The organism is Vibrio sp. B1Z05 (assembly GCF_052955985.1).
In genome coordinates, this window is the sequence record NZ_CP130463.1 from 762,075 (window position 1) to 778,916 (window position 16,842).

Genomic DNA, 16,842 nt, shown 5'->3' on the forward strand with positions numbered 1-16,842 from the left:
TTATAATTGATATATTTAAGCGGTTACATGTTGGTAAATCGTGATCATTGTCGATAAATAATATTAAAAATCATATCTATCAGTAATTTAGTTGATTTCTTCTTGAGTGAGGTTTGCAGTCTGAGTATGTTTTTTTGTGCGTTGGATATTTATCGATATTTTTCTTTAGTCACCGGTTATGCATTAGTAAGCCTTACTTATTAAATAAGTTTTTATGCGAATAGCTGTGATTTTATGCATTTTATATATAGGTTTAATATTGATTTTTGACTGCGTAAAACAGATATGAAATAACGATAAAGTAGATTGGTTTTTTGTGTATTAAAGTGAAATATAAAAATTTTTTACGCCATGGATTCTACAAGGTGCAGTATTCATGGCTGGAGTTATTTTTTAATGACAGTGGTTAGCACTGCATGCAGTCTTTTAAATTCGTAGCCTTGTAACCCATCCAGAGTTAAAACCAAAGAAGGATTTTCTTTTCTGTACTTGTCATAAATACTAGAGACTTTCTTTTGAAATGCAGAAACTGCAACTGCAACTATTTCACCACCATCTTTGATGATTTCAGCTTTTGCATAGTCAGAGTTGAATTCGGGTGAACATCTAAAGCTTCTCTCACCACTTAGCGAATGATCGCTTGCTCTTCTTTTGATAGGCCCGCCAAATCTCAGACATTAAATCACCTTAATACATTAACTATAAAATAAGACTAGAGGTGGCGAATTATGTAGATATTCTTCAAATTGATGTATTCCTAAGTTATCAAGATACACATTCAATTAAATATTCACAAATATGAATATAATTCCCGTTACTTCATATTTGAAATAAAATCAAATACCGTGCAAACACTGTAATTACTTGCGTCTATTAGAAAGCATGCTTATTTCCCAGAAGAATAAATAGTGAGGTTCGTCATGCTTTCGGTTATTCATAAAATCAATATATAAGTAAATTGTTATTTTGTAAGTTGTTGTTTTTTAAGGGTTTAATTGTAGTGTTACATCATGTAAATTAGCGTCATATAATATTCATGTATGACAAATGCGATCCCGATCGCTTGGCGTTTCTGAAATATCTAATAACATGTACTCACAAAATATAACTACTCCAAGATGAGAGAGACGCATGAACAAGAATATTTTAGCCATGTTAATAGGGCTTGCATTGGTCGGTTGTAACGACTCAACTACAGACAACGACACTGCTGATACCCCTGATAATTCAATTCCAGCTACACCAATTGAACCTGCTAATCCAGTGACTCCTCCTGGAGATGAAAACCCAGGTGACGAAAACCCGGGCGAAGAGAACCCTGGTGAAGAAAATCCTGGTGAAGGAACTCCTGAAGAGCCACCTGTAGAAGTAGAATCAGATGTTCCTTCTGTATCAGCTATGCCTGAAGGTGTTAAAACGCTACTGACTTCTGATCCTGCTGAGTGTACAGAAACTGTTTCAGAAATTGATATGAATGAAACCGCACTAGCTGCTGGTACTGTAATTTGTATCGAAGATGGCACTTACACCGAAGCAAACCTTAAGTTTGGTGGTATTGGTACTGAAGAAGCGCCAATCAAAGTTCGTGCTGTGACTCCTGGTGAAGTAATTATTACTGGTGAAGCTAAAGTGGTTATGGGCGGTGAGCACGTTCAACTACACGGCCTTGTTTTCGATGGTCCTGAAAGCTCAAGCAGTAAGCTACTAGAAACACGCTTTGGTTCAACTGAGATGTGTAACCATTGTCGTATTTCAGAAAACGTATTCCTTAATGTTGATGGCGACCAAAACCTAACTAGCGATAGCTCAGACAATGGTGTTTGGATTGCACTATACGGTCAACATAACTGGCTTGATCACAACATTTTTAGTGGTAAAACAACGGGTAACCCAATGGTTTCCTTACTACGTGAAAGTGGACTAATGGATGAAGGCAATGGTGGCCTAGCTGAGTACACCACTGTTTATGCGAACTACTTTGCTAACCGTCCACCAACAAACGGTAAATTGTACGCAGGTAGCAGTGACAATGACTACGAAGCAATTCGTACTGGTCTAAGTGAAACTCACCACTACGCAGGTAACTCATTTATCGTGGGTAACTTATTTGAGCGTATTCAAGGTGAAGCGGAAGTTATTTCAAACAAAGCATCAAACAACGTCATCGCACAAAACACAGTACGTAACAGCTACGGTTCAATCACCAACCGTCACGGTAACCACAACAACGTTTCAAACAACTTTGTTTTCGGTGATGGTAACCCTTACGCAGGCGGTTTAAGACTGGTAGATGATGGTCATATCGTGGCTAACAACTACATTGAAGGTGCACGTTACAAATCATCAACTCACCACGGCGGTATTGTTTTACTAGGTGGTGACGGTTCTGGTGATGGTGGTAATGGCTACCAGCAATTAGAAAATGTACACGTTGCATTTAACACAGTGGTAGACAGTGTTAACAGTATCAATATTGATGGTGGCGGTAAGTCTGACCAACCTAATCAAATTTACTTTGCCAACAACATCGTTGATCAAGCTATCGGTCCAGTATACGTTGGCACTGACCGCGGTTGGGCAAGTGACTCTGTTGTTGTAGGTAACATCGTAAATGGTGATTCATTTGCTGATACTGACAACGTTTCAGGTACCACAGCTAGCGTTGATCTAGCAAAAGGTATTGATGGTCTATACCGTCCTTCAGAGTCTTCAAGCATCGATGCAACTGAATACGATAAAGGTGAGTTTGCAGCAATTTCTATCGATATGGATGGCCTTGCTCGTAACGAAGCGACTCTAGCGGGTGCGGATGATGTGACCAATGGTACTCCACTACTTGAGCCACTAACTTATGCTGATGTTGGTCCTAAATCTTACGACTTTGAGAAGCCTGCAGCTATCATCAACGAAGTAGCAATTGAAAACTACGCATTTGCTGAAGGTACTGAAGGTTGGTCTGGTAATGCAAACACAACAAACGTTGATACATTCAGCTACGGTTCAAGCATAGTCGTTGAAGGTAGCGATGAAAGTTTGTCTCAAACAGTGACTCTATTACCTAATATTCCACATGCAGTAACAGCTTTTGTTAAAGGTCAATATAACATCACAGTAGGACAGCACACATTTAATGGTGAAGCTTCTGATAGTGATTATCAATTGGTTACTCATGAGTTTACTACTGAATCAGATGAAGCAGAAAGCCAATTATCATTAGCATTAGCGACAGAGGTGACTGTAGAAACTGTTCAGGATGGTAATTTTACAGATGGAATCTCTAGTGATTGGGATACAGTAGAAAATGATTCAGCTGGTTTTGGTGATGTAGGGTCTTCAAGTGACTCTGCGATTTCAGGAAAGTCTGCACGTATTCGCTTTAAAGATAATAAAGATGACGATTTGAATGATTTGAATGAATACACTGCAACACCAGGTATTTCTCAGAAAATCACAGATATCCCTGTGAATAAAGATATGACATTTGGCCTTTATTATAGTGATCAAAAAGGTGATGACTCAGTAACAACATTACATATTGGTCTGAAAGATAGCCTTGGTAATATTCTAAAAGAGGAACGTGTACATGTACGTGATCTTGATGATGCAGCTCAAGGAACAAATAAATCTCACTTTAAACAAGTTTCTCTAGACTTTAATAACGGTGATAATACTGAAGTTGAAATTTTTGCTTACATGGAAATTGATACAACAGACATGACAGCTGTTACTGCTCAGCAAGAAGGAGATGAGCTAGAAGTTCGAGTGGATGAGTTTACTTTATCTTATAAAGGAACTCCTGACTCTGACGGAAAAGCATACTTTGATGAAGTTCGCATCATCAACCGTGTAAATGCAAAATAAGTAACTCTGCTTAGTAAAAATTAATTTACGCTAGCTTAGCCCCTTCGATTACCGAAGGGGCTTTTTTTGATTTGGGGTATCCCCTTGAAATGTGTTTACATATTAAGGATAACATTAGGTAGATAAGTGCTATAAACATGTACTGACTACGATGGATTGACGCTATCCTATTTCATGAACTGTTTTCAGGAGCAGTTTTCATGATCCACTATCCAGTTAGCACTTTTCAGCCACTCTCACCCCTTAAGTTTAAGCCTTTTTCCTTGGCTATTTATAACCACTTCAACGCAGTGCTTGGTATAATGATCTTTTTATTCGAGAAAAGATCTTGGCCAAACGCACACCTATCGTCGAAATAACCTCATACGGCACCTATTCACATTGGGATGCCAGTGCCAAAGAACTGCCTAAAATTACTCAGTTCACTCATACAGTGACTGCCGAAGAAGGGGTGGAGTTTGGTTTTATTGTTAACATCAAAAAAGCCAAAGGAAGCTTGCTGAATTACTGCATTTATCATCCAGGTATCATCAATAAGAAAGGCGTAGTATTAGCCCCGTTTGACGGAGAGATTTATGTGCGCAGTAACGATTGGGACTTCTATTTAGGAGACACAGTACAACTTCTACATCCAGAGGACGGTTTGGAAAGTAATTTAGGTGAATGGCGTATGGAGTTGCAAATGCAAGGTAAGACCATCGCCGAGAAAACCTTTAACGTTGTGGGTCGTGATCAAGCTCAGTTTTGGAAGCAACGAGGTTACTAATTAGAGTGATAAAAAACGCTGTGCATTAGGTACAAGGAAGTGGCTCTGAATTTTGAGTACTGGCAGTTGGCTGAGATCTAAATACCAAGTGGTTTTGCTTTATTAATAAGCGTACATAATAAAAAAGCCCAGCGCTTCAAAGAAGCTCTGGGCTAAATTATGTAAAACCGTTAAGGTTTTATCTTCTAATTACTTCTTAAGGTTAGTGAAGTAGTCGAAGATTACTGGTACGTCGTTGTTACCCATGCCTGCATCAACAGCAGCTTGTAGGCTAGTAGAAGTACCTTGAGCGATTAGAGACTCAGTACCAAGCTCTTCACAAAGTGCTAGGAAGTAACCAAGATCTTTGTTTGCGTTAGCAACAGAGAAACCTAGTTTTTCTTCGCCATCTACAGCGTAGAATTTACAGAACTGCATGAATGGAGAGTTAGATGGACCCGCTGACATGATGTCAAACAGTTGTTGGCCATCAACACCAGCAAGTTTAGCTACTGCGAATGCTTGAGACATAGTCGCAACAGTAGTCATGCCCATGAAGTTGTTAACTAGTTTAGTTACGTGACCTGAACCTAGAGTACCTAGGTGGAATACGTTTTCACCTTGCTCGTCTAGAAGAGGCTTAACTTTGTTGAAAGTATCGATGTCGCCAGCAGCCATGATGTTTAGTAGACCATCTTTAGCGTGTGCAGGAGTACGACCTAGAGGAGCATCGATCATGCCAGCGCCTTTAGCAGCTAGATCAGCACCGATTTTCTTAGTAGAAGCAGGGATAGAAGTACCGAAGTCGATAAGAGTAGCGCCTTCTTTGATACCTGCTAGAAGACCGTCTTCACCGTAAACGATTTTCTCAACAACTGCAGAAGTTGTAAGACAAAGCTCTACAACGTCACTTGCTGCTGCTAGTTCTTTAGCTGAAGTAAATTGTGTTGCGTTACCACGAGCAAGAACAGCATCAACTGCGTCTTGGTTAAGATCCATTACGTTTACTTGGTAACCGCGTGTTTGTAGGTTTTCAACCATGTTGCCGCCCATAAGGCCAAGGCCGATGAAACCAATTACAGGTTTAGTCATGTCTAACTCCGAAATATACTATTGTATGATTATATAGACTGAGAGGATATACGTCTGACCCAATTTAATCAATCCTAGATTTGTAAGAAATGCCGTCTAAGTTCAAAGTTTTTAAAAAATGATTGAAAATGCCCGGCAGACTAATGAAAATCACTCATTTATAGAGTAATCAAACTAAAAAAACCTAGCGATTTATCCTGCAATCCAGTGCGTTGTGACTGAACTTAACTCACTCTATATCCATGCTATTAACCATACTAAAGGATCAGCATTTTTGCTGTACCTGATCACAAAGGCGTTAAAGGATAGCGGCACTATCTAGCATATTTTTAGCGACGAGATCCTCTAATACGGTGTGTGTTTTTTGTCTAAAGTAGTCACGAAGTAAACGGACTGTGGGAGTAATTGACTGTCTACTTGGGCATACTAGCCACAATTCAGTGGGAGTGGGCTTATAATCAGGCAGTACATTGATGACGTTTCCTTGTATAAGATCATCAGCCATATCAAGACAAGATTTAATAGCAAAACCGTGCCCTGATACGCACCAACGTCGCACTAAATCGCCATCGTTAGAGGCGCGATTACCCGCCAGTTTTATTTTAATGCTCTGTTCATTTTGGGTAAATTGCCATTCATTTTGCAGCATATCGCCAAGTTGGTAGAAAAGCCCATTATGCTGTTTCAAATCCTCTAAGGTGTTTGGCGTACCATGCTTAGAAAGGTAGCTTGGAGCCGCGCACAAAATACGTGGCACAGTGCAGATTTTAAAACCATACATGCTGGCATCTGTAGGGTGACCGTAACGCAGCGCTATATCCACTGAATCTCGATAAAAATCGATATTACTGTCACTAATATTACTGCGTAATTTCACTTGTGGATGTTCTAAGAGAAGTTCATCAATCCAAGGAGTAACAACATTGCGTCCTAAGTCTGAGGATAGGGCTATGCGAATCTCACCAGTTAAGACTTCATGGTCTTCTTGTACATTTAATTTGGCGTTTTCTAGCAGGTTTAAGGCTTGCTGACATTGCGGCATATAACGCTCGCCTGCAGGTGATAACCTAAGTTGGCGAGTGGTTCGAATAAACAACTCTATTCCAAGAGATTTTTCTACTCGTTTGATTGCCGCACTGGCGGTGGCTATTTGCATATCTAAGCTATTTGCTGCCGCAGTGATGCTACGTAGCTCAGCCACTTTTAAGATAACGTGTAGATCGTTAAGAAGCATATATTCAACCAAGGATAGTAAATGTCATCTCTATTATAGAGTGATTGATTGAATCAACAATATCAGTCGAGTTGTACACCCATTGCTGGCTATTTGTTTTGTAGAAGCGGATTATACCAATCGTACTAAATAACTGGTCATTCTAGCTTGTTAAAATACTCGATAACGGCGTTAGAATTTTTGATTGTAGAATAACTACTTATCGAAAAATTCTGCCTTGTTCTCGAGCATTTTTCCTGCGCTAGTTCTGATCACTTACTTAGTGTGATTGGTATTATTCTTGCGCTTCACTTAATGCGAACTTGATCTCTTCACTGGAAAAGCCTTTGCGCATCAACATGGCATAGGCTTTGCTTCTTTGTTTAAAATCATTCAGGTCGTACGATTTTTTTTGCAGCTGCTCTAAACACGAACCATAGAAATCAATAGTGCCGTCAAGGCAGGCTTTCTCAACAAATGTATCTAGGTCGCTAATGTCTATTTTTCGTAATTTAAGCTCTTGGCGAATCACTGTTAGCCCTTTGCCTTTTCGCACATATTTAAGCACTTCTTTTTCTAAATCGGCTTTGGCCGCTTTGATCTCTAAATTGCTTTGCAGCTGATGGCTCTGTGGGTGTTGATTGATTGCCACTTGAATATGTTGATAGGAAAAGCCGCGTTTTTGTAGCGTCGCCACCAGTTTTTCTCGGCTGATGGTAAAGTCATGATATTGGCTGTTGATGCGTTCGATAGCCAGTGTTTGCTCGTCGATATTACGTTGCTGCTTAACCTTATCGATGGCCTCTAAAATGACATTTTCAGGTACACCTTTCTTTTTTAGTTTCTCGATAATGTATTTAGAGGCGTATTCATTGCTAAATGATTGTTCGGCAAACTGTTCGGCAAATACCGCATCCGATTTTAGATAACCAAAACCCCGCAAACTTTCTATTGTGTTATCAATCCACTCTTGATTGTCAGTCTTGATGCGCAGTTTTGCCAGCAATTCGCTTTCGGTCATATCACGCTGGGTAAGATGCCACATAGCCGAATTCATTACGCTCTCTTGGCGCGTGGCTTTTCTTATGCCGTTACCGTTTTTTTCATGATTCACAATCTTATTCCTATTGGTACTACTGGCGATATCATAGTGCATCTTGGGGTGAGTTGCAGATGGTTTAAAGTGTGTTTTTTGGCTGATGAGGAAATGAGCAAAATAAAAGGGGAACCGATTGGTTCCCCTGATGATTTGAATCTAGTTGAGCACTAAAAGTGAATTAAAGTTTTGCTTCAATCATTGTTTCTAGTTTGCCTTGGTCTACCGCAAAGTTGCGAATGCCTTCCGCTAGTTTTTCTACTGCCATTGGATCTTGGTTGTGCTCCCAAAGGAACTCAGAATGGGTCATAGCTGCAGGACGCTCTTTCGTGCCGTTAGAGTCGATCAGTTTCTCAACAACATCACCTTGCGCATCTTCTAAGTCTTGTAGCAAGTTAGGGCTAATCGTTAGACGATCACAGCCAGCGAGTTCAAGAATCTCGCCGATATTGCGGAAGCTTGCGCCCATGACTACAGTTTTGTAGCCATGTTCTTTGTAGTAGTTGTAGATAGTAGAAACAGACAGTACGCCAGGATCTTCAGAAGGTTCAAAGTCACGGCCTTCTTTTGCTTTATACCAATCCATAATACGGCCAACGAAAGGCGAGATTAGGAAGACATTTGCTTCAGCACATGCACGCGCCTGAGCAAAAGAGAACAATAGCGTTAGGTTACAGTTGATGCCTTCTTTTTCTAGGATTTCCGCCGCGCGGATACCTTGCCAAGTTGAAGCCAGTTTGATCAAAATACGGTCATTGCTGATACCCGCATCGTTGTACATTTTGATCAGTTGACGCGCTTTTGCCACGCTGCCTTCTGTATCGTAAGAAAGACGAGCATCCACTTCTGTTGAAATGCGCCCTGGAACCACTTTTAGGATTTCTTTACCAATGTTAACCGCAAGCATGTCGCAAGTATCTTGTACTTGTTGTGCTTTATCCGTGCTTTGATTTTTCGCGTATTCGATAGAAGCGTCAATCAAAGGAGCATATTCTGCAATTTGCGCCGCTTTAAGGATAAGAGAAGGGTTCGTTGTTGCGTCTTCAGGGGTGTATTTGCTGATCGCTTCAATATCACCAGTATCTGCAACAACTGTGGTTAGTTTACGAAGTTGCTCTAACTTATTGCTCATAATCGAATGTCCTTTAAATGGGCTCTATTACGCCAGTGGCAGTCTTAAAAATTGAATTATTGTTCATCAGTTGCTCAGTCTATTATCGCTACAATTGATAGCATTTGCTCAACTAACTAAGAAACTTAACTCTAAGAGCATATGTCGTATGCTTGAGTATTTGATAGGAATTATACTTATCTGTTCTCGATCTAAAGTCAACGCCTCAGATAAAGATATACCCAGTTAACGACACCTTTATCTTTTATTAGGTGTAAAAACATGAGTTGTAGCGTGATTCTGTACGTTATTTGAACCAAATTGAATTTTCTTGTTAATTTTGCTGGGTCGATCATTTGTAATGGCTATGAGTAAATGTACCATAGGAAACCGCTGCAGATAGAGATCTGCCTGCGCTTATTATCCATTCATCTTAGGGGGGTATTTATGAATCGTCCAAATTCCGAGATTTCAAAACAAGATAGCGATCTATTAACCGAGATCTCGGTGGCGTACTATCAAGACGGTGCCACCCAAGAAGAAATATCTAAAAAGTTTTCCATTTCACGAGCAAAAGTAGGGCGGATGCTCAAACAAGCTCGAGATGAGGGCATTGTAGAGATCACGGTGAAATACCACCCTGTGTTTAGTGCCAAGATAGAGCAGCGCCTTATGCAGCGCTTTGGTATAAAAAGAGCCTTGATCTCTCTTGATCAGTCCGATGAAGAAGCACAGCGTCAGTTGATTGCAGGCTTGGTGTCCAATTATCTTACGCAAACGTTAAAAAGTGGCATGGTGATCAGTGTCGGGCAGGGACGTAATGTCTCTTCGGTGGCGCATTATGTGGGAGTGGTGAGCCCGAGAGATTGTAAGTTTGTCTGTAGCATTGGCGGCATTCACCCAAGAGGCGGGATGTTTAATGCCGATCATATCTGTCGGCAATTAGCCAAGAAATATGGCGGTACATCCGAAACCTTATACGCACCTGCCTATGCAGAAAACCGTGAGCAAAAGCTCGCCTTTATGCAAAATGCCACCATCAAGCAAACCTTAGATTTAGCTCGAAAATCGGATGTTGCGTTAGTGGGCATTGGGGACATGAGTGAAAATAGCTATATGGTCGACTTAGGTTGGTTCACCGCCAATGAAGTAGCACAAGCAAGGTTAGAGCAAGGCGTTGTGGGCGACTTTGCCGGTTATGATTTTTTTGATATCAACGGCAAAGTGGCGCACACAGTAATGAGCGATCGCGTAATCGGTTTAGGGATGGAAGAGTTCAGATTGATCTCTGAGGTCATCGCCATTGCCTCAGAAAACAGCAAACCGTTAGCTCTATTGGGTGCTTTACGCAGTGGTGCGATAGATGTCATCGCCACGAATGTCAGCAATGCACTTACGCTGTTAAATCTGGATGAGCAGATGACGCGCTCAGCGCAAGCTATCCGATAACAGGCCTAGCTGTTATGAGTTTTACTGTGGTGCGCCTTACTATGCGGGTGCACAATCCATTCAACCGTACTGGTTAAATACCATTTATTACCTGCTTGATCACACCAAGTTTTGGATAATTTTCTGCGGTTAAATTCACTGCCGATTGCCGCCAGAGTTTGGTTGGTGTGGCGACCGTAAAATAAGGTGTCACACAGCTGAATATTGGTCATGTTTTGTGGATAGACATTTACCGAAGAGGTATTAATTGCTAGGGCTTTGGCTTGGTTGTGAGTACAGCCAGCTAATAGTGCAACCAACAAAACAATAAAGTATTTTTTTATCATCTGAGTGAACAATCGTGTTAATGAATAGATACGGCATTATAAACGCGAATCTTGGTTTTGTTTATTAAATTTTCTATGGCGTAGCCTGTAAGGAGACGGAAGAGGAAAGATTGATTTCTGTACCCTTGTTTATGCTTGAGATTATGCGAAATGTCACTGTGTGTAAGTGATTGTTTCCGATGGCTAAATAGGAGTACATAAAAGTACATATGACAAGGTAATATTCAAGGTGCATATTCAATCGTGAATAGATTTTTATTTTAAAGTCTGTGTTGGCGTATCGAATATGAGATAAAAATAATGACATATAAACATCTCAATATGCGAACTATCCCTTGAACTCAATGTTACTTTGGAACTTATGAATAAAAGACTGAATCGATCCACTCTTATGCTGCTTGCCGCTTTCTCATTTTCAGCGATGGCCTCCCCAGTTGCGGTGCCAAACCCACCATCATTGCCTGCGAAAGGGTATGTGCTGTTGGACTATCATTCTGGTGAAGTGATTGCGGAGCACGGTGCTCATGTCGCTTTAAAACCGGCCAGTTTAACTAAGCTAATGACCAGCTATACCGCGGGACAAGAGCTTAACCGTGGCAATATCTCGCAAACAGACAATGTGAGAATTAGCCGCGAAGCTTGGGCGAAAAACTTCCCTGATTCATCGAAAATGTTTATTGAAGTGGGCACCAATGTCCAGTTTAGTGATTTACTGCGCGGCTTGATTATTCAATCGGGCAACGATGCATCGGTGGCGATTGCCGAGCACGTTGCAGGCTCTCACAGTGCGTTTGTCGATTTGATGAATAACTGGGCGAATCGTTTACAGCTGAATAATACCTACTTTTCGAATGCGCATGGTTTAGACGATCCTGATCAGGTGACCACACCTTACGATATGGCGAAGTTAGGGCAAGCTTTGATTCGCGATGTGCCGACACTCTTCCCTCTTTATAGCGAAACTTCATTTACCTACAACGGTATTACTCAGCATAACCGTAATGCACTGCTTCGTGACCGCAGTATTGATGTAGATGGCATGAAAACAGGCTACACCAAAGAGGCAGGCTACAGCTTAGTGAGCACAGCCACTCAAGGTGACATGCGTTTGATCTCTGTGGTCATGGGCACATCCAGTGCGAATTCTCGTACATCGGCTAGCAAAAGTTTACTAAACTACGGTTTCCGTTTCTTTGAAACCATTAAGCCACATGAAGTGAATTCTGAGGTTGCCTCGCATAGGATCTGGATGGGACAAGAAAACCATCTTAGCGTTGGCGTAGCAGAAGATGTGTATATGTCAGTGCGCCGTGGTAGTGGTGACAAGATCAGTGCTGTGGTGGATCTGCCAAGCAAGTTAAAAGCGCCTATTTCGAAAGGCGATGAAATTGGCACAGTGAGCTATTTGGATGCTAACGACAAACTGCTAAAACGTGTGTCTTTGGTTGCGCTACAAGATGTTGAGCAAGGTAGCTTGTTCAAAAGGCTGATTGATTACATCAAATTATTCTTTGTTTGATAACAAAACTGAGTAAAAACAATAGTTTTCACATACTCTTAATGTAAAATACAATCATTATCATTTAAGGGTGTATGAAGATGCAAAAAATTGTTATTTGGGGTGCTGCTAGCGGGCTAGGTGCGGCTATGGTCGAGCATTTTGTTGCTTTAGGTTATGACGTTACTGGCGTTGCGCGAAATCCAAGCAAAAATCCATTTTTGGCTCAGGTTGCTACATTGGTGTGTGACGCTACTGATCCGCAACAAGTGGTAAGTGCGGTAGAGCAGATCCCTAGCGATGCATGGGTGATTTCTAGTATGGGCAGTTTTCAAGCGCAGGTGGCGGTGGACTATATTGGACATCGTCATTTGATTGATGCCTTGCAAGCAAAACAGGTCAAACGTTTCTTGATGGTGACCTCTTTAGGCTGTGGTGATACTTGGCCGTTTTTGTCAGATAAAGCCAAAGCGGTATTTGGTGGCGCGGTACGTGAAAAGTCACTGGCTGAGTCTTGGTTGCAAAGCAGTGCTTTGGATTACACTATTTTACGTCCTGGCGGTTTAAAAGATGGCGCGAGTAACGGGCTAGGTGTTTTGTCGCAAAGTGGCGAAGTACACGGCTCTATTGCACGCGGTGAAGTGGCGGCTCTGGTCGCGCAATTGCTGGAATCAGAGGATAGTATTAATCAAATTTATCAATGCGTTGAGAAATGTGTTGAGTAATGCCTTGAGTCGTAAATGACTCTTTAATGAATAAAAAAATCACCGCAGAGGTATGCGGTGATTTTTTGTTGAAGCAATAATATGAATGGGGATTATTTGAATAGAGACTATTCGACAGTCTTCTTAAAAATAAGCGAAGTATTAATACCGCCAAAAGCAAAGTTATTGCTCATCATAGTTTCCACATCCAACGCTCGGCCAGTACCTGTAATGTAATCTAGGTCGCCACATTGCTCATCGATATTTTCTAAATTTAGGGTTGGATTAAACCATCCGCTATGCATCATTTGAATGCCTAGCCAAGCTTCGATAGCGCCACAGGCACCTAGAGTATGTCCAAAATAACTTTTCAGAGAGCTGATAGGCACTTTACCTATTGCGCTTTGTGTTGCGTTACTTTCGGCAATATCACCGCGATCGGTTGCGGTGCCGTGCGCAGATACATAGTCGATGACTTTCGGGTCTAGTTCGGCATCTTGCAGCGCCATTTCCATACAAATTTGCATGGTTTCTTTTTGCGGTTGCGTCACATGAGCCGCATCGCAGTTGCTGGCAAAACCTATGACTTCCGCGTAGATTTTTGCGCCGCGCGCTTTGGCATGCTCGTATTCTTCAAGCACTAAAGTGCCTGCACCTTCACCGATAACCAGACCGTCACGGTCGGAATCGTAAGGACGAGGACTGCTTTTCGGTGCATCATTTTTTAAGCTGGTGGCGAATAAGGTATCAAATACCGCAGACTCCGTAGGGCAAAGTTCTTCTGCGCCGCCGGCCACCATCACTGTTTGATAGCCGTGTTTGATGGCTTCATAAGCGTAACCAATGGCTTGGCTACCTGAAGTACAAGCGCTACTAGTAGGAATTACGCGACCTTTTAAGCCAAAAAATAATCCCACATTGACTGCGGCAGTATGTGGCATCATTTGAACATAAGTGGTTGCTGTGATGGCTTTGGTGGTTTTGTCATTTAGCATTACGCCAAAAGCGCCGATGGCATCGGTGCTACCTGTAGACGAGCCATAGGCAATACCGGTTTGGCCGTTGGTCAGTATTTCTGCGCCAAGCAATCCTGCTGATTGAAGTGCATTTTCAGTTGCTACTGTCGCAAGCTTTGATACTCGACCCATGCCACGGACTTGTTTGCGTTTGTAGTGCTTTGGCAACTCAAAATCGTCAATAGGAGCGGCAAGCTTGGTATTTAGGCCGTCATATTGCTCAAAAGAGGGCATATATTGAGTGGCGTTTTCACAAGCGCGCAGTTTAGGTTCAATCGTGTCCCAGTCGTTACCAAATGCGGTAACGCCAGACATACCAGTTACAACAACTCTGCGCTTCATATTAAGCCTCCGTTGACAGAAATGACTTGGCGGGTGACATATTGTGCAATGTCAGACATTAAGTAGCTGACTAATCCTGCCACTTCTTCTGGTTGGCCCATGCGGCGTAGCGGAATTTGTGGGAGTGCGTGCTCTTTTACATGCTCTTCAACCATGCCAGTATCAATGAGACCAGGAGCGACGCAGTTGGCGGTGATTTTACGTTTACCTAGCTCAAGTGCCAGTGATTTAGTGGCACCAATAATGCCTGCTTTTGCGGCGCTATAGTTGGTTTGTCCACGGTTGCCCATCAGCCCAGAAACAGACGTTAGGCACACAATGCGGCCACCTTTACGCTTTTGCACCATAGGCATGATGCAAGGGTGCAACACATTGTAAAAGCTATCTAGGTTGGTATGGATAACCCCGTCCCACTCTTCTTCTGTCATGGCAGGAAAAGCGGTGTCACGAGTAATACCGGCATTGTTGACCACACCGTAATACGCACCATGCGCTTCAATATCCGCTTCAAGTTCGGTGCGACATTGCTGGCGGTCACTGATATCAAACTGGATCAGACGCCCATGACCACCGTTCTCTTCAATCACGTTTAGAGTATCTTGGGCACCTTGACGATCTCCCATGTAGTGGACGGCAATGGTAAATCCATCGCTTGCCAATTGAATGGCAATTGCCTTACCTATACCTTTGCTTGCGCCTGTCACCAACACATGTCGGGTCATTGTTGACTCCTAGTCTTCATTTCTTTTAATTTGTCTTCTGATGGTACGTACACATTCAGTTGGCAACTTGCCAAGACTTTTTGTTCAAATTCAATGCGAGCGGTAAAGACCGCCATGCCATTATCTTCCATCAATTTCTCAGCGTAAACATCCAGTGTCTGGCCTTTCTCGAACGCGTCACAATGGGAAATGTAACGTCGGCTTCCCAGTAAAAAGCCAATCGCGGGTTGCTCACCTTTTTGCAGTGAGTGATACCCCGACCACGCTGCCAATGATTGAGCCATAAACTCAATACCGACATAAGCGGGGATACTATTTTGCTCAAGGTTGAAAAACAGATTGTTTTCGCCAATATCTACCTGACAGTGCACGCTATCTTGTTGGATATCCAAAGCACGGTCGATAAAAATCATCGGCTCATCATGAGGCACTAGTTGTGCAATTGATGGGTAGTCAGTCATTTATAAAACCAAAAATTAGGCTGATGTTATTTCCACCAAACGCAAAAGAGTTACTTAAGATAGCTTTGCCGTGCAATTTTGTCGGCGTTTCCAGTAATGAAACCTCGATATCTTCAGCTTTATCTTTGCAGTGTTGTAGGGGGAGTTCTAAGTCGTATTTTAAAATATGCCAAGCAATTGCCGCTTCTGTCGCACTGGCGGCGCCAAGTGTATGCCCGGTTAAGGGCTTGGTCGAGCTAACCGCAACATGATTGGCAAACAATCGATAGATGGCTTTACTCTCCATACTATCGTTAAGTGGGGTGGCAGTGCCATGTGCATTGACGTAACCAATATTTTCAGCATTTAACCCTGCATCGTCTAGGGCTTTTTGCATCGCTTGCTCTGCGCCCAATCCGTCTGGGTGTGGCGCCGAAATATGATGCGCATCTGAGCTATCGCCAGCACCTAAGAGCGCAATGTTTGGCTGGTTATTATGGGTTGTAGCTTGCCCAGTCAACAGCATTAACGCCGCTGATTCACCAATGTTAATGCCATCGCGTGTGGCATCAAATGGCTTACACAAAGTGTTTGATAATGCTTCTAAGCCATTAAAACCATTTAACGTTAAGCGGCAAATTGAGTCTACGCCGCCCACGAGCACTGCATCAACAATGCCGCTGTGCAATAATCGCTGTGCGGTGATAAATACCCGTCCACTAGAAGAGCAAGCTGTCGAGATAGAGTAACAAGGCCCAGTGATAGCAAAATAAGTGGCAATGAAATCACTGCTGTTGCCCAATTCTTGTTTGCGGTAGTGAAAGTCATCGGGAAAATCACCATCTTGTAATTTGTGTTGGTAAGCCGTTTCTCCATCGGCAATCCCAGAGGTACTCGTCCCAATAATTACCGCAATGCGCTGCTCACCATATTGCGCAATAGCCTTCTTCACCGAGGTTTCAATTTGCTGCATTGCAGATAGGGCAAGCTGATTATTGCGCGTATCAAACTCGGCAAGATGTGCGGGGATCTCAGGTAAGGTTTCTTGTACGCGGCCAATGACCGTTGAGGTGTCAGTATTGAGAATATCATCGTCTTGCCGCATATTTGAGGCGCGCTGACCTGACAGACATTCATGTATCTGGGTATGGCTTGCTCCCATCGCAGAGTGAAAACCACAGTCTTGGATGAAAATAGGTTGAGATTTTTGTGTCGTCATTATGGCTA

General features: G+C 42.4%; 14 protein-coding genes. 5 read left to right on the top strand and 9 right to left on the bottom strand.

What is annotated here, in order from left to right; genetic code table 11:
* Positions 1–1,131: 1,131 nt before the first annotated feature.
* Together QV280_RS03640 and QV280_RS03645 are read left to right on the top strand one after the other, a co-directional pair.
* Positions 1,132–3,861, top strand: a complete 2,730-nt coding sequence (locus QV280_RS03640; protein WP_152821671.1) for a polysaccharide lyase 6 family protein — start codon at positions 1,132–1,134, stop codon at positions 3,859–3,861.
* A 328-nt stretch (positions 3,862–4,189) separates the two neighbouring features.
* On the top strand, positions 4,190–4,627 hold the full coding sequence (locus tag QV280_RS03645) for a DUF3859 domain-containing protein (RefSeq protein ID WP_152821673.1): 438 nt from the start codon (positions 4,190–4,192) through the stop codon (positions 4,625–4,627).
* A gap of 189 nt (positions 4,628–4,816) precedes the next feature.
* On the opposite strand, the gene QV280_RS03650 is transcribed toward QV280_RS03645, so the two are convergent.
* From QV280_RS03650 to tal, 4 genes are all read right to left on the bottom strand, one after another.
* The gene (locus tag QV280_RS03650) at positions 4,817–5,698 is read right to left on the bottom strand and encodes an NAD(P)-dependent oxidoreductase (RefSeq protein ID WP_023402879.1); all 882 of its coding nucleotides are present in this window, start codon (positions 5,696–5,698) and stop codon (positions 4,817–4,819) included.
* Positions 5,699–5,996: 298 nt separating this feature from the next.
* Positions 5,997–6,932, bottom strand: coding sequence for a LysR family transcriptional regulator (locus QV280_RS03655; protein ID WP_152821676.1), 936 nt, complete (start codon positions 6,930–6,932; stop codon positions 5,997–5,999).
* Positions 6,933–7,206: 274 nt separating this feature from the next.
* Positions 7,207–7,968, bottom strand: coding sequence for a regulatory protein RecX (locus tag QV280_RS03660; protein WP_152821793.1), 762 nt, complete (start codon positions 7,966–7,968; stop codon positions 7,207–7,209).
* A gap of 220 nt (positions 7,969–8,188) precedes the next feature.
* Positions 8,189–9,139, bottom strand: a complete 951-nt coding sequence (tal, locus tag QV280_RS03665; protein WP_023402876.1) for a transaldolase — start codon at positions 9,137–9,139, stop codon at positions 8,189–8,191.
* 426 nt (positions 9,140–9,565) lie between these two features.
* On the opposite strand from tal, the gene QV280_RS03670 reads away from it, so the two are divergent.
* A complete protein-coding gene (locus QV280_RS03670) occupies positions 9,566–10,567 on the top strand; it encodes a sugar-binding transcriptional regulator (protein ID WP_023402875.1) in 1,002 nt (333 codons plus the stop codon).
* A 5-nt stretch (positions 10,568–10,572) separates the two neighbouring features.
* Here QV280_RS03670 and QV280_RS03675 read toward each other — a convergent pair whose 3' ends face one another.
* Positions 10,573–10,893, bottom strand: a complete 321-nt coding sequence (locus QV280_RS03675; protein ID WP_023402874.1) for a hypothetical protein — start codon at positions 10,891–10,893, stop codon at positions 10,573–10,575.
* A gap of 361 nt (positions 10,894–11,254) precedes the next feature.
* On the opposite strand from QV280_RS03675, the gene QV280_RS03680 reads away from it, so the two are divergent.
* Both QV280_RS03680 and QV280_RS03685 read left to right on the top strand, forming a co-directional pair.
* Entirely contained in the window at positions 11,255–12,412 is a 1,158-nt protein-coding gene (locus tag QV280_RS03680) for a D-alanyl-D-alanine carboxypeptidase family protein (protein ID WP_152821678.1), read from the top strand.
* A gap of 80 nt (positions 12,413–12,492) precedes the next feature.
* Complete coding sequence (locus QV280_RS03685; protein WP_152821680.1) at positions 12,493–13,116, top strand: NAD(P)-binding oxidoreductase; 624 nt, start codon at positions 12,493–12,495, stop codon at positions 13,114–13,116.
* Between the two features lie 107 nt (positions 13,117–13,223).
* Here the strand turns inward: QV280_RS03685 and QV280_RS03690 are convergent, their stop codons facing one another.
* The 4 genes from QV280_RS03690 to QV280_RS03705 are packed head-to-tail and all read right to left on the bottom strand — an operon-like array spanning position 13,224 to position 16,834.
* The gene (locus QV280_RS03690; RefSeq protein WP_152821682.1) at positions 13,224–14,453 is read right to left on the bottom strand and encodes a beta-ketoacyl-ACP synthase; all 1,230 of its coding nucleotides are present in this window, start codon (positions 14,451–14,453) and stop codon (positions 13,224–13,226) included.
* A complete protein-coding gene (locus QV280_RS03695) occupies positions 14,450–15,175 on the bottom strand; it encodes a 3-ketoacyl-ACP reductase FabG2 (RefSeq protein WP_152821684.1) in 726 nt (241 codons plus the stop codon). The genes QV280_RS03690 and QV280_RS03695 overlap by 4 nt, the downstream gene beginning before the upstream one ends.
* Positions 15,172–15,636: a hotdog family protein gene (locus QV280_RS03700; RefSeq protein WP_152821686.1), complete on the bottom strand. Its 465-nt coding sequence runs from the start codon at positions 15,634–15,636 to the stop codon at positions 15,172–15,174. Before QV280_RS03700 ends, QV280_RS03695 begins: the two co-directional genes overlap by 4 nt.
* The gene (locus QV280_RS03705; protein WP_152821688.1) at positions 15,629–16,834 is read right to left on the bottom strand and encodes a beta-ketoacyl-[acyl-carrier-protein] synthase family protein; all 1,206 of its coding nucleotides are present in this window, start codon (positions 16,832–16,834) and stop codon (positions 15,629–15,631) included. Before QV280_RS03705 ends, QV280_RS03700 begins: the two co-directional genes overlap by 8 nt.
* Positions 16,835–16,842 lie beyond the last annotated feature (8 nt).